The organism is Pseudomonas citronellolis (assembly GCF_900112375.1).
Classification (GTDB): Bacteria; Pseudomonadota; Gammaproteobacteria; order Pseudomonadales; family Pseudomonadaceae; genus Pseudomonas; species Pseudomonas citronellolis.
In genome coordinates this window covers 65,624-83,946 of record NZ_FOLS01000025.1, presented here as the reverse complement: position 1 = coordinate 83,946, position 18,323 = coordinate 65,624, and the positions used below count along the sequence as shown (strand labels likewise).

18 protein-coding genes, 1 tRNA gene and 1 pseudogene are annotated in these 18,323 nt (G+C 65.8%); 15 read left to right on the top strand and 5 right to left on the bottom strand.

From position 1 onward, the window contains the following. The first annotated feature begins 37 nt into the window (after window positions 1-37). The 3 genes from BM060_RS22220 to BM060_RS22210 are packed head-to-tail and all read left to right on the top strand — an operon-like array spanning window position 38 to window position 1,580. Complete coding sequence (locus BM060_RS22220) at window positions 38-583, top strand: PAAR domain-containing protein (protein ID WP_074983051.1); 546 nt, start codon at window positions 38-40, stop codon at window positions 581-583. Beyond that, the gene (locus BM060_RS22215) at window positions 580-1,296 is read left to right on the top strand and encodes an N-acetylmuramoyl-L-alanine amidase (protein WP_074983049.1); all 717 of its coding nucleotides are present in this window, start codon (window positions 580-582) and stop codon (window positions 1,294-1,296) included. Before BM060_RS22220 ends, BM060_RS22215 begins: the two co-directional genes overlap by 4 nt. Continuing rightward, window positions 1,293-1,580, top strand: a complete 288-nt coding sequence (locus tag BM060_RS22210) for a hypothetical protein (RefSeq protein WP_074983046.1) — start codon at window positions 1,293-1,295, stop codon at window positions 1,578-1,580. Before BM060_RS22215 ends, BM060_RS22210 begins: the two co-directional genes overlap by 4 nt. A 310-nt stretch (window positions 1,581-1,890) precedes the next feature. On the opposite strand, the gene BM060_RS22205 is transcribed toward BM060_RS22210, so the two are convergent. After that, a tRNA-Gly gene (locus BM060_RS22205) sits at window positions 1,891-1,964 on the bottom strand. A gap of 162 nt (window positions 1,965-2,126) precedes the next feature. Here BM060_RS22205 and BM060_RS22200 point away from each other — a divergent pair. From BM060_RS22200 to BM060_RS22185, 4 genes are all read left to right on the top strand, one after another. Then, a complete protein-coding gene (locus tag BM060_RS22200) occupies window positions 2,127-2,690 on the top strand; it encodes a COG3904 family protein (RefSeq protein ID WP_074983044.1) in 564 nt (187 codons plus the stop codon). A 215-nt stretch (window positions 2,691-2,905) separates the two neighbouring features. Beyond that, window positions 2,906-4,006 carry a polyamine ABC transporter substrate-binding protein gene (locus BM060_RS22195; protein WP_074983041.1) on the top strand — a complete coding sequence of 367 codons (1,101 nt, stop codon included), beginning with the start codon at window positions 2,906-2,908 and terminating at the stop codon, window positions 4,004-4,006. Between the two features lie 313 nt (window positions 4,007-4,319). Further along, entirely contained in the window at window positions 4,320-5,537 is a 1,218-nt protein-coding gene (locus BM060_RS22190) for a GGDEF domain-containing protein (RefSeq protein ID WP_009618077.1), read from the top strand. A gap of 403 nt (window positions 5,538-5,940) precedes the next feature. Continuing rightward, window positions 5,941-6,750 (top strand): gamma-glutamyl-gamma-aminobutyrate hydrolase family protein, encoded by an 810-nt coding sequence (locus BM060_RS22185; protein ID WP_074983038.1) that lies wholly within the window; start codon window positions 5,941-5,943, stop codon window positions 6,748-6,750. Between the two features lie 609 nt (window positions 6,751-7,359). On the opposite strand, the gene BM060_RS22180 is transcribed toward BM060_RS22185, so the two are convergent. Both BM060_RS22180 and BM060_RS22175 read right to left on the bottom strand, forming a co-directional pair. Beyond that, the gene (locus BM060_RS22180; RefSeq protein WP_009618073.1) at window positions 7,360-7,761 is read right to left on the bottom strand and encodes a hypothetical protein; all 402 of its coding nucleotides are present in this window, start codon (window positions 7,759-7,761) and stop codon (window positions 7,360-7,362) included. Between the two features lie 60 nt (window positions 7,762-7,821). After that, window positions 7,822-8,742 carry a DMT family transporter gene (locus tag BM060_RS22175; protein ID WP_074983036.1) on the bottom strand — a complete coding sequence of 307 codons (921 nt, stop codon included), beginning with the start codon at window positions 8,740-8,742 and terminating at the stop codon, window positions 7,822-7,824. Window positions 8,743-8,877: 135 nt separating this feature from the next. Here BM060_RS22175 and BM060_RS22170 point away from each other — a divergent pair, with 135 nt between their 5' ends. From BM060_RS22170 to BM060_RS22160, 3 genes and pseudogenes are all read left to right on the top strand, one after another. Further along, window positions 8,878-9,315 carry an Lrp/AsnC family transcriptional regulator gene (locus tag BM060_RS22170; protein WP_009618069.1) on the top strand — a complete coding sequence of 146 codons (438 nt, stop codon included), beginning with the start codon at window positions 8,878-8,880 and terminating at the stop codon, window positions 9,313-9,315. Window positions 9,316-9,453: 138 nt separating this feature from the next. Further along, complete coding sequence (locus BM060_RS22165) at window positions 9,454-10,494, top strand: aldo/keto reductase (protein ID WP_074983035.1); 1,041 nt, start codon at window positions 9,454-9,456, stop codon at window positions 10,492-10,494. Window positions 10,495-10,837: 343 nt separating this feature from the next. Beyond that, window positions 10,838-10,978 (top strand): annotated as a pseudogene (locus BM060_RS22160) (GNAT family N-acetyltransferase); the annotation flags it as partial. Here the strand turns inward: BM060_RS22160 and BM060_RS22155 are convergent. After that, complete coding sequence (locus tag BM060_RS22155) at window positions 10,952-11,836, bottom strand: LysR family transcriptional regulator (protein ID WP_074983033.1); 885 nt, start codon at window positions 11,834-11,836, stop codon at window positions 10,952-10,954. The pseudogene BM060_RS22160 and the gene BM060_RS22155 overlap by 27 nt on opposite strands. Window positions 11,837-11,978: 142 nt before the next feature. On the opposite strand from BM060_RS22155, the gene BM060_RS22150 reads away from it, so the two are divergent. The 5 genes from BM060_RS22150 (at window position 11,979) to BM060_RS22130 (ending at window position 17,487) form a co-directional block, all read left to right on the top strand. Beyond that, the gene (locus BM060_RS22150) at window positions 11,979-13,523 is read left to right on the top strand and encodes an MFS transporter (RefSeq protein WP_074983030.1); all 1,545 of its coding nucleotides are present in this window, start codon (window positions 11,979-11,981) and stop codon (window positions 13,521-13,523) included. A 129-nt stretch (window positions 13,524-13,652) separates the two neighbouring features. Continuing rightward, window positions 13,653-15,548: a type VI secretion system family protein gene (locus BM060_RS22145; RefSeq protein ID WP_074983027.1), complete on the top strand. Its 1,896-nt coding sequence runs from the start codon at window positions 13,653-13,655 to the stop codon at window positions 15,546-15,548. Continuing rightward, entirely contained in the window at window positions 15,545-16,171 is a 627-nt protein-coding gene (locus BM060_RS22140; protein ID WP_074983024.1) for a DUF2931 family protein, read from the top strand. The genes BM060_RS22145 and BM060_RS22140 overlap by 4 nt, the downstream gene beginning before the upstream one ends. Beyond that, window positions 16,158-16,829, top strand: coding sequence for a DUF2931 family protein (locus BM060_RS22135; protein WP_083426813.1), 672 nt, complete (start codon window positions 16,158-16,160; stop codon window positions 16,827-16,829). The genes BM060_RS22140 and BM060_RS22135 overlap by 14 nt, the downstream gene beginning before the upstream one ends. Further along, window positions 16,816-17,487 (top strand): DUF2931 family protein, encoded by a 672-nt coding sequence (locus BM060_RS22130; RefSeq protein ID WP_083426812.1) that lies wholly within the window; start codon window positions 16,816-16,818, stop codon window positions 17,485-17,487. The genes BM060_RS22135 and BM060_RS22130 overlap by 14 nt, the downstream gene beginning before the upstream one ends. A 20-nt stretch (window positions 17,488-17,507) precedes the next feature. Here the strand turns inward: BM060_RS22130 and BM060_RS22125 are convergent, their stop codons facing one another. Beyond that, window positions 17,508-18,287, bottom strand: coding sequence for an SIR2 family NAD-dependent protein deacylase (locus tag BM060_RS22125; RefSeq protein WP_074983021.1), 780 nt, complete (start codon window positions 18,285-18,287; stop codon window positions 17,508-17,510). Window positions 18,288-18,323 lie beyond the last annotated feature (36 nt).

Below are 18,323 nucleotides of genomic sequence, written 5' to 3'. Positions count from 1 at the left end.
TCTGCTGCCATCAATGCGCCATGCAAGGATTAGCGTTATGAGTGGAAAACCTGCTGCTCGTCTTACCGATCCGACAGCCTGCCCCTTGCCCGGTCATGGGGTGAATCCGATCGCTGCCGGCTCTCCGGATGTCTTGTTCGATGGCCTTCCGGCTGCGCGTCAAGGAGACCCGAGCGCCTGCGGTGGTGCGATGACCGGGAACCTTTCGGGGACTGTCTTCATCAATGGTCGCAATGCTGCGACTGTTGGCAGTATTGGCGCTCACGGAAATGTCGTTATCTCCGGTTCGGGCACTGTGATCATTGGTGACAGCCATACTCCGGCTCCCTTTGAGGCGCCTACCCCTGTGCATTTCGCGAAGACTTTCGCCCAGTCATTTGTCATCACGGACAGTCAAACTGGCCAGCCTCTCGCTAATCGCGAATACATCGTACTGGTTGCTGGCTACCGTCGAACTGGCGTGACCGACTCCAGCGGTATGGCCACTATTGAGGCTCCTTCGGCAGATTCGGTGATTGAGCTTCATATCATGTTCCGGTCCCCCGCCCGCGACCTGACCGAGTTCTCGGAGGCTACTGCATGACCGGGACCTTCACGACAAAGGCAAAGGCCCAGGAGGTTAAGCCCGGCCAACTTGTTCAGCCTATCCCCATCAAGGTCGACGATCGTGCCGCCACCCGCGAAGCAGTTATCCGCAAGGTTCGGTCGCTCGGACGCAGGTTCGTTGAACGGTCCCAGTGGAAAGCGAAGTCGCCCCAAAAGCCGCTGGTTGAAGATTGGAACTACAGCATGATTGCGCTGCACCATGCTGGCCGTAGCTATTCCTGCGCCCCAGGGGCAGAACAGATGGCCGATACCCAAGACGACCACCTCGCTGGACGGTACGACGACATCGGATATCACTTCGGAATCGATTGTGCGGGGGTGATCTATGAGGGGCGAGACATCAGGTTCAAGGGATCGAGCATTCTGGACTACAACACAGGTGTTATCGGCGTCGTTATGCTGAACAACCTGACTACCGCCGAAGAAGGTGACGACTTACTGGCTTTGGGCAGGAAGACTGCGGAAGCCTTGGGGCTAAACACTACAAACCAAATACCCGGTCCACAGATCGATGCCGTCCTGGACTTGATCGACGCCATCAGGAGCGTGTTCGTGATCAGGCACTTCGGTGGACATCGAGAGTATCCAGGCCAGCGCGCAGAAGGAAAGGTCTGCCCTGGCAATGTGGGGATGGAGCTGGTCCGCAATATCCGCACCAAAACCCAACTGCTGCCACCTCCAAGCTCATGAAAAAACTGATCTATCCAGTGGTGCTGCTAGTCGTCGCGCGGCTCTTTTTGGGCTACTACGAGTCCATTGACGACGCCGAGCTGAATACCAATTTCTTCATCAAACGACATCCAACGTTTCAGATGGAGTTTGTAAATCTTTTCGCCAACGATGCGGACAGCAAGCCCCTGCAAGAGCTCTCCGCCGAAGAGCGACAGTTGGTGATCGATTATTGCCATTATCGGCTGGGCATCGAGACCAGGCTTCAATCGCAAACCGAGCTAGACGCTTGCAAAAAGAGATAGGTTGCTCTGGCAGCAGAGGCATGGAACTCGTGAGAAATATCCGCGCCATCCCAGCAGGTTGAGTTACCAGCGATGCGGATGACAAGCCCCTGGAGCAGTTGAGCCCACTGGAGCGGGCCACGGTGCGTGATTACTGCAAATACCGCTTGGGCATCGAAACACATCTGGAGACTCAGGAAGAGCTCAACGCCTGCAAGGCTCAGTGACCTCCGCCTGGCCAGACTCTTCGACACTTTTTCGACACCTTCCTGGCCCCGAAAAAGCAAAGCCCCCGAAACGCTAGGCATTTCAGGGGCTTGGCAGGGTGTTCTGGAGCGGGCGAAGGGAATCGAACCCTCGTCATGAGCTTGGGAAGCTCAGGTAATGCCATTATACGACGCCCGCTTGGGGGTGCCTTTTTACCAGAAGGCGCGGGCGGAGTGAAGCCTTGGTGCTGCACTTCGGGGCATTCACCGATTCGGCTGTGCCGGGGGATGCCAAATGCCAGCATCGGCGGTATCTTCCGCTCCCATCGATTTCCCGCTGGGTTCAAGGCGAGGCAGGTTCATGGGCAATACCCTGGTGCGCGCGGCCGTGCTCGGTCTTTCGGTGCTGTGTTCGACGGCGGCGTTCGCGCGGGTCGAGGTTGCGCCGGTGCAGAACAAGTCGCTGGGGCTCACCCTGGCGGTGCGCGTCACCGAGGACATCGCGCCGGGGGACTACGAGCGCCTGCTGCAAGGGCTGAAGCGCAACCCCGGCAAGTTCGCCCGCAGGATCGCCCTGCTCGACTCCATCGGCGGCAGCCTGGGCGAGGCCATCAAGATGGGCCGGCTGCTGCGCGAGGCCGGGTTCGATACCTGGGTGCCGCGCAACAGCGTGTGCCAGGGCAGTTGCGTCTATCTGCTGGCCGCCGGGCACACGCGGCGGGTGCGCGGCTATGTCGGCCTGCACCGTCCGTACTTCCCCGGCGGCGACTCCTGGCTGGCCGATGGCGCCAGCCGCTACAGCCCGGCCGCCTACCTGCGCGAGATGGACGTGCCCGTCGCCCTGCTGGACGACATGGCGGCCATCGAGCCGGGGCGCATGCGCGTGCTTTCCACGCAGGACCTCGCGCGTTACCGGCTCGATTGAGCCACCTGGTACGACGGTACGCCTTGTAACAGCCCGCGCCGGGATTCCGTCGCCGCGCCCGCCTGCCCTCCTCCCGCCCCTTGGCGCCAGGCTAGAGCCACCGGGGGCCGGCCGCCGGTAAATGGCCGGGGGCCATTATCGGGAATGGTTCTTGCTGTCGATCCGTGCGGAAGACCCAACTTACGCACGGATAGAAGAAAATCGGAGCAACCTGCATGTTCAAGACCTTCGGCAAGACCCTGCTCGCCGTGACTCTGGCGGGCGCTGTGGCTGGTATGGCGCAGGCGGACAACAAAGTGCTGCACGTTTACAACTGGTCCGACTACATCGCCCCTGACACGGTCGACAAGTTCACCAAGGCCACCGGCATCAAGGTCGTCTACGACGTCTACGACAGCAACGAAGTGCTGGAAGCCAAGCTGCTGGCCGGCAAGTCCGGCTACGACGTGGTGGTGCCGTCGAACAACTTCCTCGCCAAGCAGATCAAGGCCGGCGTCTACATGCCGCTGGACAAGTCCAAGCTGCCGAACTGGAAGAACCTCAACCCGGACCTGATGAAGACCCTCGAGATCAGCGACCCGGGCAACAAGTTCGCCATCCCCTACATGTGGGGCACCATCGGCCTGGGCTACAACCCGGACAAGGTCAAGGCCGTGCTCGGCGACAACGCCCCGGTGGATTCCTGGGACCTGGTGTTCAAGCCCGAGAACATCCAGAAGCTCAAGCAGTGCGGCGTGAGCTTCCTCGACTCGCCCACCGAGATGCTGCCGGCGGCCCTGCACTACCTGGGCTACAAGCCCGACAGCAATGATCCGAAGGAGATCAAGGCGGCCACCGCGCTGTACCAGAAGATCCGTCCGTACATCACCTACTTCCACTCCTCCAAGTACATCTCGGACCTGGCCAACGGCAACATCTGCGTCGCCGTCGGCTACTCGGGCGACGTCTACCAGGCCAAGGCCCGCGCCGCGGAAGCGAAGAACAACGTCCACGTGCTCTACAACATTCCGAAGGAAGGCGCCGGCGCCTTCTTCGACACCGTGGCCATTCCGAAGGACGCCGAGAACCCCGAAGGCGCGCTGCAGTGGCTCAACTTCCTGCTCGAGCCGCAGGTGATCGCCGAGATCAGCAACGTCACCTCCTTCCCCAACGGCAACGCTGCCGCCACCGCGCTGGTGAACGAGGAAATCCGCAACGACCCGGGCATCTATCCGAAGGAAGAGGTGATGAAGAAGCTGTACGCCTTCCCGGACCTGCCGGCCAACACCCAGCGCCTGATGACCCGCAGCTGGACCACCATCAAGACCGGCAAGTAAGCCGCCCCGGGAGATAACGCACCAGGATGGTGCCACGGCAAGAAAAACGCCCCCTTTTCGCCCAGCGAGAGGGGGCGTCTCGCTTTCCGCTTCCCGCCCGGCGGCGCTGCCTTCCGTCGTCCGCGGGCTCGAATTCCCATCGCACTCCAGGCATGATGGCACCGAGACATCACTGCATTTTCCCGCGCAACGGAAGCCATCGGTCGGGCCGGGCAACCGCACCGCCATGGACCGAGGCGCCAGCGCGCCGGGCCGGCGCGTGCCTGCGCCCGCCCCCGCCGCACCGTCCCGGGGCGAACCCAGGAGCCCAGGCATGACCGCCTACCCCGACACCAACCCGCCACCGCTGCCCGAGCGCCCCGCCGAGGACTACCTGGCCGAGCGCGTCGCCACGCTGTTCTCCACCAGCCCGTCCACCGCGGTGGGCAACGTGTTCTCCGGCACCATGGTGTTCGGCGTCTACCATGCCAGCGCGCCCCTGCTCGGGCGCTGCCTGTGGCTCGCCGTGCTGGTGCTGCTGATGAGCGTGCGCCTGGGCCTGGTGTACGCCTGGCGGCGCAACCCGCAGCGCCTGGCGCCGCAGACCTGGGCGCGCCTGACCATGCTGCAGTGCGGCGCCGTGGGGCTGGCCTGGGGCATCGGCGCCATCTGGCTGATGAGCTACGGCACGCCCTACGAGGACGTGATCTACGGCTGCATCGCCCTGGCCTCGGTGATGGTGGCCATGAGCAACGTGTCCTACTGGCCGGCGCACCTGGCCTTCCACGTGCCCATGTTCTTCTTCCTGGGCATCGCCTATTTCCGCGACCCCGAACCCCAGGCGACCTTCCTGGCGGTCTCCGCCTGGGTGGTCTGCCCGTTCATCGCGGAGATGGGCCGGCGCCTGCAGATCCGCTTCAACGAGGCGCTCAAGCTGGCCTGGGAACACCAGGTGCTGGCGCACAAGTACGCGCTGGCCAACCAGGAGCTGGCGGTGCTCAGCCGCACCGACGACCTCACCCGCATCGCCAACAAGCGCCACCTGGACGAGACGCTCAAGCGCGAATGGCACCGCTGCGCGCGGCACGCCGAGCCGCTGAGCGTGCTGATGCTGGATATCGACCACTTCAAGCTCTACAACGACGGCTACGGCCACCTCGCCGGCGACGTCGGCATCCGCCGCGTGGCCGAGGCCATCCGCGACAACGTGCGCGAGCACTGCGACTTCGTCGCGCGCTTCGGCGGCGAGGAGTTCACCGTGGTCATGCCCGGCGCCGACCTGGCCAGCGCCTGCGCCATCGGCGAACGCATCCGCGCCGCCGTCGAGGCCCTGCAGCTGCCCCACGCCTGGGCTGCCCGCGGCCACCTGACGGTGAGCATCGGCGTGGCCTCCACCGCCCAGGGCCCGGTGGCCAGCCAGGAAGCCCTGGTGGGCAACGCCGACGTGGCCCTGTACGCCGCCAAGCACGGCGGGCGCAACCGGGTGGAAGCCTTCAGCGGCGACCCGGCCAAGGCGCCGCTGCCGCCCGGCAAGGTCGAACTGCCCGGCTGACGGGCCGGGGCGCCAGCGCCCCCGCAGGAAAGCTTCAGACGCGGCGCCCGCTCAAGAGCGCGGCCGGCGCGTGCCCGGCGATTTCCCGTGAAAATGTTCAGTATAATTTTCACGAAAAGGCCGGATCCGTAAAAAATAATGGACCGATATTTATCGAATTAAAGAAAAAATCCTTTAAATACAGCAGCTTGAAAATGAAATCGCCGTGAATTTCGGCCATTATTTTTAACGATCGAAAGCGAAATTGTTTGACATATTTTACGGCTCTGGCAGGCTGGTGGGCAGGCTTCGACCGTTTGCGGGCGCTTCCAGCCCCGCTACGGCAGTGCTCGGAGCCCCAGGTAGCGCCCTCCCGGCCGCGCCTGCACATAAACGACAGGCCGAGCCTGTCCCAAGGTGACATATGTCCAACAGCAACATTGGCAATAACAATCAGAAACTCCGCAAGCCCGTCGTCCTGATGTCCATGGGCGCCCAGGAACGCAAGGGCCACGACTATCAGGTGATGACCCACAAGTACATCACCCCGATCACCGACATCGCCGGTTGCGTGCCGGTCCTGGTGCCGACCTGCTGCGGCATCGACGATCTCGAGCAGTACCTCGACATGGCCGACGGCGTCTACCTCACCGGCGCCGGCAGCAACATCGACCCGGCCCTCTACGGCCAGGAAAACGAAACCCCCGGCAAGGCCCAGGACAGGCAGCGCGACCTCTTCGACCTGCCCCTGATCAAGGCCGCCATCGCCCGTGGCCTGCCGATCTTCGGCATCTGCCGCGGCATGCAGGAAATCAACGTGGCGCTGGGCGGCGACATGTATCAGAAGGTCTACGCCGAGCCCGGCTTCAACGACCACCGGGAAAACCCCGAAGACCCGGTCGAGGTGCAGTACGCCCCGGCGCACAGCGTGCGCGTGGCGCAGAACACCTGGCTGCACAAGCTGCTGCAGACCGACTCGATCCAGGTCAACTCGCTGCACGGCCAGGGCCTGAAGAACCTCGGCAAGGGCCTGGAGCCCATCGCCCACGCCGAAGACGGCCTGGTCGAGGCGGTCCACGCGCCGAGCCTGTCGCCCTTCCTCTTCGCGGTGCAATGGCACCCGGAATGGCAGGCGCTGAAGAACCCCGACTCGGTGAAGATCTTCCAGGCCTTCGGCGACGCGTGCCGCCAGCAGGTCAAGAAGAAGCAGGCCCGCTACGGCAACGCTGCCTGAGCGGGCGCCGAAAGGCGCTGATGAAAAAGCCGCTCCTCCTCACGGGGGAGCGGCTTTTTCGTTTGTGCGGCATTGACCGAGTCCGCTCCGACTGTATGAGCGGGCATGGCTTTTCGTAGGAGCGAGCTTGCTCGCGAATGGAAGCTGCCGGTGGCGCAGGCGCCTGACTCAAGAGCGCCCTCACCCCAACCCTCTCCCGCAAGCGGGAGAGGGGACTGTCCTGAGCGGCCTGGAGGTCAGGCACTATCCTTCCCCTTCGCCACTCTCGCGAACGCAGGGACAGACAGGCGTTTCAGGCTGACTCTGGATTCACCACTCGCGCCAAACGGCCCCCTCTCCCTCCGGGAGAGGGCTGGGGTGAGGGAACGGAGTCAACCGAATACACCGCAGTCGCAAGGAAGCACCCTTCGCGAGCAAGCTCGCTCCTACCCTCACCATTCCCGCGAACGCAGGGACAGATAGGCATTTCAGGCTGACTCTGGATTCACCACTCACGCCGAACGGCCCCCTCTCCCTCCGGGAGAGGGCTGGGGTGAGGGAACGGAGTCAACCGAATACACCGCAGCCGCCAGGAGGTTCGCGAGCAAGCTCGCTCCTACACCCTCATCATCACTGCGACGTCCCCGCCGCCGGGAACACCCGCTGAATCCGATCGGCCAGCGCCAACGCCCGCTCGCTCTTGGTGAACAGCAACAGATAGTCATGATCGGACTTCGCAGCCGGGGCGATGCGGTACTCCAGCGGCCCCTGCACCACCTGCTGCCCCACCGGCACGCGGAAGGTGGCCACGCATTCGAGCACGCCGCTGTCCGGGTCCTTCTCGAGGATGGCCGCGTCGCGCAGCTCCACGTCCTTGAGCAGGTCGCCGCGGCCGGACAGCGGGCCGTCGGTGAACACCTTCACCAACTGGTCGCGCATGTCCTTGCTGGCGCACACCTCCGCCTCCTTGCCGCCGCAGGCGCCGAGCAGCACCGCGACACCGATCATTGGCAACAGCTTGTAGTTCATCATTCACCCATGGCGTGACTTGGTGGGAGTTGGAGTCACCGCCTGGGGAAAAATTCCCACGCCTCAGCGCTTTCCGTAATCCGTCCCGCGCAGCGCGAAGCGCGCAGCCAACCGCCGCGGCAGCCCCCAGTCGCGCTGCATGCCGGCCGCGGCCAGGAGGATGGCCGCCACGCCCAGCCACTGCGCCAGGCCCAGGCGGTGGCCGAACACCACCCAGTCCACCAGGATCGCCGCCACCGGGTAGATGAACGACAGCGCGCCGGTCAGCGCCGTCGGCAGTTTCTGGATGGCGCCGTAGAGCAGCACGTACATCAGCCCGGTGTGGACGATGCCGAGGGTGGCCAGGCAGGCCCAGGCCGAGGGCTGCTGCGGCAGCGCCGAGAGGTTGGCCAGGGGCGCCAGCAGCAGCACGCCGCTGCAAACCTGCACCAGCGCGATCACATGCGGCGGCACCGCCTGCAGGCGTTTGACGATCAGCGCGGCAAAGGCATACAGCAGCGCCGCGCCCAGGGCCAGGGCGATGCCGCCCAGGTAGTCGCTGCCCGGCCCGCCGCTGCCGTGGGCGCTGACGATGGCCAGCATGCCGGCGAAGGACAACCCCAGCCAGCCGAGCTTGCGCGCGCTGAGCTTTTCGCCGAGGAACACGGCGGCCAGCAACACCAGCATGAAGGGCTGGGTGTTGTACACCGCGGTACCGATGGCGATGGACGCCCGCGAATAGGAGGCGAACAGCAGCACCCAGTTGCCGACGATGGCCACCCCGCTGAGCAGCGCCAGGCCGAAGGCGGAAAGGCTCAGCACGCCAGGGCGCAGCATCCCGAGCAGGGCGCAGGCGACCAGCAAGGTGGCGGCGCCGAACACGCAGCGCCAGAACACCACGTCCAGCACCGGCTGGCCGGACACCAGCACCAGCCAACCGATGGTGCCGCAGATCAGCATGGCCGCGGTCATCTCCAGAGTGCCGCGTTGAAGGGACTTGTCCATGGGGCTTCCTCCTGCAAGGTGTGCCTACAGCATGACAAGGCGTCACCCCGTCCTTCCATCGCAAACGGAAGGCATCCACCAAATATCGCCTTTACTATCAAGGCATCCACCCGCAATCGCCTAACGAGCCAAAAAATGACCGACGAAATCGACCAATTGCTGATCGCCGCCCTGATGGAAGACTCGCGCCTGTCGCTCAAGGCCCTGGCCCAGGTCAGCGGCCTCTCCGCGCCCAGCGTCGGCGAGCGCCTGCGCAAACTGGAGGACCGCGGGGTGATTCGCGGCTACACCCTGGAGGTGGACCCGAAGGCCTTCGGCTACCTGCTCCAGGCCATCGTCCGCGTGCGCCCGCTGCCCGGCCGGCTGCACGAGGTGGAACGGCAGATCCAGGCCATCCCCGAGTTCACCGAGTGCGACAAGATCACCGGCGACGACTGCTTCGTCGCCCGCCTGTGCGTGCGCGACATGGAGCAACTGGACACCCTGCTCGACCGCCTCAACGCCTACGCCGAGACCAGCACCGCCATCGTCAAGAAGACCCCGGTCAAGCGCCGCCTGCCGCCCATGGCCTGAGGCGGGCGCCGGCAGCAATAGGCAAGAATGCGGCAGCATCGAGCGCCGTCCTTCCAGGGCGCGGCGCCCATACTGGTGGCGTCCGCCGCTGCGCGAGGCAGCGGCGCCTTCCCTGCCCCCTCCCGAGGATTGCTCGCCATGCGCTACAGAAAGTTCGGCAACACCGGTCTGTTCGTCTCGGAACTCTGCCTGGGCACCATGACCTTCGGCGGCGAAGGCCAGCTGTGGAGCCAGATCGGCAAGCTGCAGCAGGCCGAGGCCGAGCAGCTGGTCGGCGCGGCCCTGGCGGCCGGCATCAACTTCATCGACACCGCCGACGTGTATTCCGAGGGCCGCTCCGAGGTCATCACCGGCCAGGCCCTGAAGAACCTCGGCGTGCCCCGCGAGGACGTGGTGGTCGCCACCAAGGTGTTCGGCGAGACCGGCACCCGCGGTGCCAACTCCCGCGGCCTGTCGCGCTACCACATCGCCGGCGGCGTGCAGGCCAGCCTGGAGCGCCTGCAGCTGGACCACATCGACCTCTACCAGGTGCACGGCTTCGACCCGGCCACGCCGATCGAGGAAACCCTGCGCGCCCTCGACGACCTGGTGCGCCAGGGCCTGGTGCGCTACGTCGGCGTCTCCAACTGGGCGGCCTGGCAGATCATGAAGGCCCTGGGCACCGCCGAGCGCCTCGGCCTGGCCCGCTTCGAGTCGCTGCAGGCCTACTACAGCATCGCCGGCCGCGACCTGGAGCGCGAACTGGTGCCGCTGCTGCGCAGCGAGAAGGTCGGTCTGATGGTCTGGAGCCCCCTGGCCGGCGGCCTGCTCAGCGGCAAGTACGGCCGCGGCGGCGAGGCCGAGGCCGGCAGCCGGCGCACCCAGTTCGACTTCCCGCCGGTGAACCGCGAACGCGCCTACGACTGCATCGACGCCATGCGCGGCATCGCCGAAGCCAAGGGCGTATCGGTGGCGCAGGTGGCCCTGGCCTGGCTGCTGCACCAGGAAGCGGTGACCAGCGTGATCATCGGCGCCAAGCGCCTGGAGCAGCTCGAGGACAACATAGCCGCCACCCAGGTCGAGCTGAATGCCGAAGAACTGGCCACCCTCGACCAGGTCAGCGCCCTGCCGGCCGAGTACCCCGGCTGGATGCTCGAACGCCAGGGCGAGTACCGCCGCGGCCAGTTGGGCGGGCGCTGAGCAGGCGAGCATGGCCTCTCGTAGGATGGGTGGAGCGCAGCGATACCCATCGCCGCAACCGCATGGGTTTCGCAAACTCAACCCATCCTACGAAAACCACCTCGATGCCTCCTATAGGAGCGCGCCCTGCGCGCGAAATCGCGGGCAGAGCCCGCTCGCATGGCTTCTCGTAGGAGCGAGCTTGCTCGCGAACAGACTCCGCAGCGGGGTTCATTCGCGAGCAAGCTCGCTCCTACGAAGAGCACCTCGGCGCAGCCGACTGGTCAGCCCCCTCCTGCGCGCGATTCGCAACCACCGCCCCGGCTTTCCAGGCGCGGGCGAAACCGGCAAGCGCCTGCCCCAGGGCGCGGCGCAGGAAGGCATCGTCCGCCACGAACGGATCATGTCCGACGGGCGCAAGCGCGACTCGCTGCGCTTCAGCATCATCGACGACGAGTGGCCGGTGGTGAAGGCCGCGCTACTGGCGCGCCTGGGCCGCGGCTAGGCGCACCCGCTCGATGTAGCGCGCCACCGCCGGCGCCTTCTCGAAGCGCCGGTGCAGCAGCGACAGCCAGGAACTGGCCCGGCTGCCGGCGACACGTCGGTAGTTCACCTGCGGCAGGCTGATGCGCCGCAGCACCGACTCCGGCACCAGGGCCACGCCCTGGCCCAGGGACACCAGGGCGATCACCGCCACCAGGCTGCCCGGCTGCGGCCCCAGGCGCGGCACGAAGCCGCCCTGGGCGGCCACCTCCAGGGTGCCGGAAATCTGCTCGGGGAGGATGAAGGTCTCGCCCGCCAGGCGCGCCGCGGGAATCTCCGCCAGCTCGTTGAGCCGCGAGGCCTCCGGCAACGCCAGGACGAAACCCTCGTCGTGCAGGCGGATGGCCTCCAGCTCCGCCGGCAGCTCCATGGGCGAGCGCACGTAGGCCAGGTCCAGCTGGCCGTCGCGCACCAGCGCCGGCAGCTCGGCCATGGGCGCCTCGCGGATGTTCAGCAGCACCGCCGGGTACGCCGCGGCGAAATCGCTCACCTGGCGCTGCAGCACCCCGGAATAGGCCGCCGAGGCCACGTAGCCCAGTTCGATGTGCCCGGCCTCGCCGCGCCCGGCGCGCTGCGCGCCCAGCTGCGCCGCATCGAACTGGCGCACCGTCTGCTCGGCCTCGGCCAGCAGCGCCTCGCCGGCGGCGGTCAGGCGCACCTCGCGCTGGCTGCGCTGGAACAGGCGCACGCCCAGCTCCTTCTCCATGTCCTGTATCTGCCGGCTCAGGGTCGGCGGGGCGATGCCCAGCTGCTCGGCCGCACGGGTGAAGTGGCCGTGGCGGGCGACGCTGATGAAATAGCGGAAATGGCGGATTTCCATGGGGCCTCGTTAGCTGCGGGCTAATGACGCAGGCCGCCGCGCCTAACAAGCCCGGCGCGCGCTGGCGTTACCGTGGCAGCAACACTACAAGGCCGGCGCCGCACGGCAAAGTCCGGCGCCGGCACCGCTCCGGAGCCTCGCCATGTCCAGCCGCCCTTCCGCGCGCTTCACCCTGCTGACCGCCTCGGCGGTGTGCGCGCTGATCATCCTCGACACCAACATAGTCGCCGTCGCCCTGCCGAGCATCGCCCGCGACCTGTCCGGCGCCTTCGCCGACATCGAATGGGTGGTCAGCGCCTATCTGCTGGCCTTCGCCGCCTGCCTGCTGCCGGCCGGCAGCCTGGCCGACCGCTTCGGCCGCCGGCGCATGCTGTTGCTCGGCCTGGCGCTGTTCGGCGCCGCCTCGCTGGCCTGCGGCGCCGCGCCCAACCTGGCGTTCCTCGACCTGGCGCGGGCGGCCAAGGGCATCGGCGCGGCGCTGCTGCTGACCTCCGCCCTGGCCGCCATCGGCCACCGCTTCCACGAGCCACGGGAGCGCCTGCGCGCCTGGGCCTTCTGGGGCGCCTGCATGGGCGCCACCATCACCTTCGCCCCGCTGCTGGGCGGGCTGATCGCCGCCAGCCTGGGCTGGCGCTGGATCTTCTACCTCAACCTGCCACTGGTGGCGCTGCTGGGCGCCATGGCCCTGCGCAGCATCGAGGAATCCCGCGACAGCGCCGCCGCGCGCCTCGACCCACTGGGCAGCCTGACCTTCGCCGGCGGCCTGGGCTACCTGATCTGGGCGCTGATCGACGCCAACCGCGCCGGCTGGGACAGCGCCCCGACCCTCGCGCGCCTGCTGCTGGGCGGCTTCCTGCTCAGCCTGTTCGTGCTGGTGGAGCGCAGCCAGGCGCGGCCCATGGTCGACCTGCACCTGCTGCGCAATGCCCGCTTCATCGGCGCGCTGCTGGGCATGTTCGCCTACGCAGCCTGCGCCCAGGTGATGATGACGCTGCTGCCGCTGTACCTGCAGAACGGCCTGCAACTGACGGCGGTGGCCGCGGGCGCCGGCATGCTGCCCTTCGCCCTGGCCATGCTGCTGGCCCCGCGCCTGGGCCTGCGCCTGGCCGCGCACCTGAGTCCGGCGCAGCTGTTCGCCCTGGGCCTGGCCCTGGTCGGCACGGGCAACCTGCTCTGCGCCGTGGCGGCGGGCCACGGCGGCTACCCGGCCTTCGCCCTGGCCAGCCTGCTGCTGGGCGCCGGCGCCGGGCTGCTCAACGGCGACACCCAGAAGAACATCATGGCCTGCGTGCCCCGCGAACGCACCGGCATGGCCTCGGGCCTGAGCACCACCACGCGCTTCGGCGCCATCGTCCTGGCCATCGGCATCCTCGGCGGCGTGCTCGCCGCGCGCAGCGCCCAACTGCTGCGCGAAGCCCTCGCCAACGTGGCGCCGGCGCAACTGGACAAGGCCGCGGACATGGCCACCCGCGTAGCAGCCGGTGACCTGCCGGCGGCCCTGGCGCTGGTCGACCCGGCCCTGCGCGAGGCCCTGGCGCCGCTGGCGCGGCAGGCCTTCATCGGTGGTTTCGAGACGCTGCTGCAGGTGGCCGGCATTGCAGCGCTGGCGTTCGCCGTGCTGGTCGGGGTGCTGCTGGGCAAGCCGTTGCCGGAGTTGGAAATCGCCCGGCCGGACGGCATTGCCTGAGCACTGTGATCGAATCTGCAAACAACCGGAAAAGCCTCTCACCCAGCCAAGAAACCACCGACAGCCAAACCCTCGACAAAGGCATTTCCTGCCAGCCGGACTCATCCGAATGCTTGCAGGAGCTGCAACATGGGCCAGCGTTTCGTCGTTCGCAAGGACGACAGCACTACCACCGGCGGCCAGGTGCTCGCCGGCTCCCCCGACCTGATCATCGGCCATCGCCTCGCGGCGAGGCGCAACGACCCGGTGCGCTGTCCGAGATGTGGCAGCGTCGGGCTGATCGCAGAAGGCAACCCGACCTGGCTGGCCAACGGTGAACCGGTGGCCGGCCATGACCATGTAGTCAGCTGCGGCTGCCCGCCCGGCAGCCATCGACTGATCGCCAGCCAGACCCACACCCTGATGGCCGAGGAAAGCGTCGGCCTGGACTGGCAGCCGCCAGGCGAAATGGCCAGCGGCGTACACCTGCGCTTCCCCAGCCTGGAGGCCTTGCAGGCATTCCAGCAACTCGAGCTCGACGGCCAGGCCGTGCGAGTAGCCACTGACCAGGAAGAACCGGAAGAGGAAGACGAAGAAGAAGAGCTGGACGAGACGCCAGGCCTGACCCTGCGCCTGGCAGCCTTCTTCGACGGCACCGGCAACAACCTGGCCAACGCGGCACTGACCGAGCGCTGCCGCCAAGACGACCGTCAGCAGCTCGGCGAGGAAACCCTGCTGGACACCATCGCCATCTGCGAACGCTTCGGCTTCAGCGCCCCGGACGAGCATGGCGTCTTCCAGAGCCATCCGAACGACAGCTACGGGAATGCACCGAGCAATGTGGCCCTGCTATCCGAACTCTACTTGGACAACACCAGCATTCCCCTGGAGCCAGATGCGACTATCGGTTACGTGCCGATATACATCGAAGGCATAGGCACCACCAGCGGCGCGCCGGATTCGCGTGTCAGCCAGGCGACGGGGCGGGGGGAAACCGGCGTACTGCAACGCGTAATACAAAGCCCTGCGGCGATCAAAGACCAACTGCTGCTATTCGTAAGAACCAACCCAGGCATCCATGTAGCCCGTCTCGAATTCGACCTCTTCGGTTTCAGCCGCGGCGCGGCAGCAGCCCGCCACTTCGCCAACGAAGTGCTCAAGCCCGATGGCGGCATCCTGGGCGAAGTATTAAAGCCCGGGCAGTTCGGCCTGCTGGCGGATTTCGACTGGACTACCGACGTCCGCATCAACTTCATCGGCCTGTTCGATACCGTGGCCGCCATCGTCGACCCACTGCGCGGCGACTGGAGCCCAGCCAACGACCTCAACCCCGGCATCAACCTCTACCTGCCCCCCGGTTGCGCGCGCAAGGTCGTGCAATTGACCGCGGCCGACGAACGCCGCTGGAACTTTCCCCTGACCAGCGTAGCCCCGCACCACCAGGAGATTTCCCTGCCCGGCGCACATTCGGACATCGGCGGCGGCTACCCGGCCCTGATGCAGGAGAAACTGCTGCTGAGCCGGCCACGCGCCACCCGGGTCAGCCCCAACATGCCCCTGGAACGCAGCTCGGTATGGCGGGAGGCCCAGCTTGAAGTCGCCCGGCTGGAACTGGACGGACTGCCCGGCGATGGCCAGATGGAGCCGGTCGGCTGGCATTTCCCCAACGCCAATGAACATGACGTGTCGCAAAGGGCGTTGGTTGCCATAGCCATTCAGCGTCGGGTACGAGGCGAACTGTCGCGAGTGGCGCTTCGGGTGATGCGTGAATTGGCCCTGCTACATGACGTGCCATTTGGCCGGATTCTCGAAGATGATCCGAATCTCAGGTTACCCATGGAGTTACAGACCATATCCGCCAGCCTTCTCGCCTATGCCCAAGGCGCGCCCTTTCGATTGAGCAAAGCAGAAAATCGCCTGCTCAAGGCTCGCTATATCCACTTGTCTGCCCACTGGTCGCCCAGCTACGGAGCAATGATCAACAAGCCCGCGCCGAATCGGCGCCTGACCTATAGCAACAAGCCAGAGGAAGGCCAGCCACAATGAAAAAGCTTTTATGTATTGCCCTCGCAGCCACGCTTACGGGCTGCAGCACAAGCCAAGGTCGCCCCAAGTTGCCCTACAACGCCTGGTCCATCGGCATAGGTGCGCCGAAATACATGGAAGTCTGGGTCGAAAGCGTCGATGTGGTGGACAGGCGCGGGCTAGCCTATGAACGCGTTCATGCCGGCGTCGTGGCCTACAACAACAAGACCGCTGGCTGGTGGAGCGGCGGCGGCAAGATGAAGCCCGTGACAGGCGTCGACCTACCGGAAATTATCTTTGTCCGTTGGCAGTCCCTTGTGGAGCCCCAGACCTATAACGTGCGCATCAACATCCCGCAGTGGGTCCGCGATGAGATGCTCAAACCTCAGCAGGCCTACTGCCTGGGCACCAAGAGTTGGGAAACCGACTACCGAAAGATGATCTCCATTGGCATGGCCCCTGGCGGCATCGCCAAGGCCTGGATCGGCGGACCTTGCCTGGAGGAAAAGGAAATCGGCCGATACAAGGCCGTTATCGACAAGCGTGGACCATACGAAGGTCTCTCGGGCGGCAAGTATTACTACCTTTCCGAGAAAGCCGAGGCGTATGTCAAAGACCACGGCATTCCCTATGACTCCTGGTAATCGGCGACAAAGGCGACTGCCCATCACGAACGCGCTCCTGCTCTGCATTACAGCAGCCACGCTTACGGGCTGCAGCACAAGCCAAGGTCGCCCCAAGCTGCCCTACAACGCCTGGTCCGTCGGCATAGGTGCGCCGAAATACATGGAAGTCTGGGTCGAAAGCGTCGATGTGGTGGACAGACGTGGGCTGGCCTATGAACGCGTTCATGCCGGCGTCGTGGCCTACAACAACAAGACCGCGGGCTGGTGGAACGGCAGCGGCAAGATGAAGCCCGTTACGGGCGTCGATCTGCCGGAAATCATCTTCGTCCGCTGGCAGTCCCTCGTGGAACCCCAAACCTACAACGTGCGCATCAACATCCCGCAGTGGGTCCGCGATGAGATGCTCAAACCCCAGTGGACCTACTGCCTGGGCGACAGGAGTTGGGTAACTGACTACCGCAAGATGATCTCCATCGGCATGGCCCCTGGCGGCATCGCCAAGGCCTGGGTCGGCGGCCCCTGCCTCGAAGAGAAGGAAATCGGCCGCTACAAGGCGGTGATTGAAAAACTCGGCCCATCGCAAGGCAAGACCAACGGGCAATATGCGTGGCCATCCCTGGAACCAGCGTCCAGGAACTACATCGACCAGCACGGTATTCCTTATGACTCCTGGTAATCGGCGTCAAAGGAGACTCCTCATCACGAACGCGCTCCTGCTCTGCATTACAGCAGCCACACTTACGGGCTGCAGCACAAGCCAAGGTCGCCCCAAGCTGCCCTACAACGCCTGGTCCGTCGGCATAGGTGCGCCGAAATACATGGAAGTCTGGGTCGAAAGCGTCGATGTGGTGGACAGGCGCGGGCTGGCCTACGAACACGTACATGGGGGGGTCGTCGGCTACAGCGGAAGCCCTGTCGGCTGGCCCAAGAACGGCATGGGCAAATTGAAGCCGGTAACAGGCGTCGATCTGCCGGAAATCATCTTCGTCCGCTGGCAGTCCCTCGTGGAACCCCAGACCTACAACGTGCGCATCAACATCCCGCAGTGGGTCCGCGATGAAATGCTCAAACCCCAGCAGGCCTACTGCCTGGGCGACAGGAGTTGGGTAACTGACTACCGCAAGATGATCTCCATTGGCATGGCCCCTGGCGGCATCGCCAAGGCCTGGGTCGGCGGCCCCTGCCTCGAGGAGAAGGAAATCGGGCGTTTCAAGGGAGTCATCGATAAGCGGGGCCCCTATGAAGGGCATTCAAAGGGGATCTATTACCGCCCGCCGACCGAAGCCGCCCAGGCCTATATCCGAGAACAAGGCATTCCCTATGACTCCTGGTAGCTACCCGAAGCCCCCCTCCTTCAGACCTGACTCCGATAACCAAAAGCCGCCTCGCTCAACGCCGGCAACACCACCCCGGCAGGCCCTTCCAGGCTGAACTGCCGCGGCCCGCGCACGCTCACCGGCTGCGGGTTGACGTGGGCGACCACGGCGCCGCTTTCCGCGGCCAGTTGCGGAATCATCGCGGCGGGCTGGACCACGCCGGAGGTGCCGATGGAGAGCAGGCAGTCACAAGCCCCGGCGGCGGCGAAGGCTTCCTCCAATGCGGCTTCCGGGAGCATTTCACCGAACCACACCACGCCGGGGCGCACCCGCTCGCCGCAATGGACGCAGCGTGGTGGTTCCAGACGGCGGCCCTCTTCCGGTTCCCGCAGGCTCGTCGAAAGGCCGTCGTGGACCCGGCCGCAGGCCACGCAGCGCGGCTGGTGCAGGCTGCCGTGCAGGTGGATCGCCGCCGGGCTGCCGGCGCGTTCGTGGAGGTCGTCGACGTTCTGCGTCACCAGGCTCAGGCGCGGTACCCGCGCGGCCAGTTCGGCGATGGCCCGGTGCGCCGGGTTGGGCTGCGCGGCCAGCACCTTCATGCGCCGCCATTCGTACCAGCCCCAGACCAGCGCCGGGTCTTCGGCGAAGGCTTCGGGGGTGGCCAACTGGGCGGGATCGAAGCGCTGCCACAGGCCACTCAGGGCATCGCGGAAGGTGGGGATACCGCTCTCTGCGGAAACCCCGGCGCCGGTGAACACCACAAGGTGCCGCGCCTGGCGCAGGGCATCGAGCAGGACGGGAGGGAAGGATGCGGGCATGCCGGGCGCCTCGTCGGGAGTGGGCCCGGGATTATT

What these genes read in the sequence shown, in the direction of transcription:
- BM060_RS22220 (WP_074983051.1), top strand. Translation starts at nt 38, where the DNA reads ATGAGTGGAAAACCTGCTGCTCGTCTTACCGATCCGACAGCCTGCCCC.
- BM060_RS22215 (WP_074983049.1), top strand. Translation starts at nt 580, where the DNA reads ATGACCGGGACCTTCACGACAAAGGCAAAGGCCCAGGAGGTTAAGCCC.
- BM060_RS22210 (WP_074983046.1), top strand. Translation starts at nt 1,293, where the DNA reads ATGAAAAAACTGATCTATCCAGTGGTGCTGCTAGTCGTCGCGCGGCTC.
- BM060_RS22200 (WP_074983044.1), top strand. Translation starts at nt 2,127, where the DNA reads ATGGGCAATACCCTGGTGCGCGCGGCCGTGCTCGGTCTTTCGGTGCTG.
- BM060_RS22195 (WP_074983041.1), top strand. Translation starts at nt 2,906, where the DNA reads ATGTTCAAGACCTTCGGCAAGACCCTGCTCGCCGTGACTCTGGCGGGC.
- BM060_RS22190 (WP_009618077.1), top strand. Translation starts at nt 4,320, where the DNA reads ATGACCGCCTACCCCGACACCAACCCGCCACCGCTGCCCGAGCGCCCC.
- BM060_RS22185 (WP_074983038.1), top strand. Translation starts at nt 5,941, where the DNA reads ATGTCCAACAGCAACATTGGCAATAACAATCAGAAACTCCGCAAGCCC.
- BM060_RS22180 (WP_009618073.1), bottom strand. Translation starts at nt 7,761, where the DNA reads ATGATGAACTACAAGCTGTTGCCAATGATCGGTGTCGCGGTGCTGCTC.
- BM060_RS22175 (WP_074983036.1), bottom strand. Translation starts at nt 8,742, where the DNA reads ATGGACAAGTCCCTTCAACGCGGCACTCTGGAGATGACCGCGGCCATG.
- BM060_RS22170 (WP_009618069.1), top strand. Translation starts at nt 8,878, where the DNA reads ATGACCGACGAAATCGACCAATTGCTGATCGCCGCCCTGATGGAAGAC.
- BM060_RS22165 (WP_074983035.1), top strand. Translation starts at nt 9,454, where the DNA reads ATGCGCTACAGAAAGTTCGGCAACACCGGTCTGTTCGTCTCGGAACTC.
- BM060_RS22155 (WP_074983033.1), bottom strand. Translation starts at nt 11,836, where the DNA reads ATGGAAATCCGCCATTTCCGCTATTTCATCAGCGTCGCCCGCCACGGC.
- BM060_RS22150 (WP_074983030.1), top strand. Translation starts at nt 11,979, where the DNA reads ATGTCCAGCCGCCCTTCCGCGCGCTTCACCCTGCTGACCGCCTCGGCG.
- BM060_RS22145 (WP_074983027.1), top strand. Translation starts at nt 13,653, where the DNA reads ATGGGCCAGCGTTTCGTCGTTCGCAAGGACGACAGCACTACCACCGGC.
- BM060_RS22140 (WP_074983024.1), top strand. Translation starts at nt 15,545, where the DNA reads ATGAAAAAGCTTTTATGTATTGCCCTCGCAGCCACGCTTACGGGCTGC.
- BM060_RS22135 (WP_083426813.1), top strand. Translation starts at nt 16,158, where the DNA reads ATGACTCCTGGTAATCGGCGACAAAGGCGACTGCCCATCACGAACGCG.
- BM060_RS22130 (WP_083426812.1), top strand. Translation starts at nt 16,816, where the DNA reads ATGACTCCTGGTAATCGGCGTCAAAGGAGACTCCTCATCACGAACGCG.
- BM060_RS22125 (WP_074983021.1), bottom strand. Translation starts at nt 18,287, where the DNA reads ATGCCCGCATCCTTCCCTCCCGTCCTGCTCGATGCCCTGCGCCAGGCG.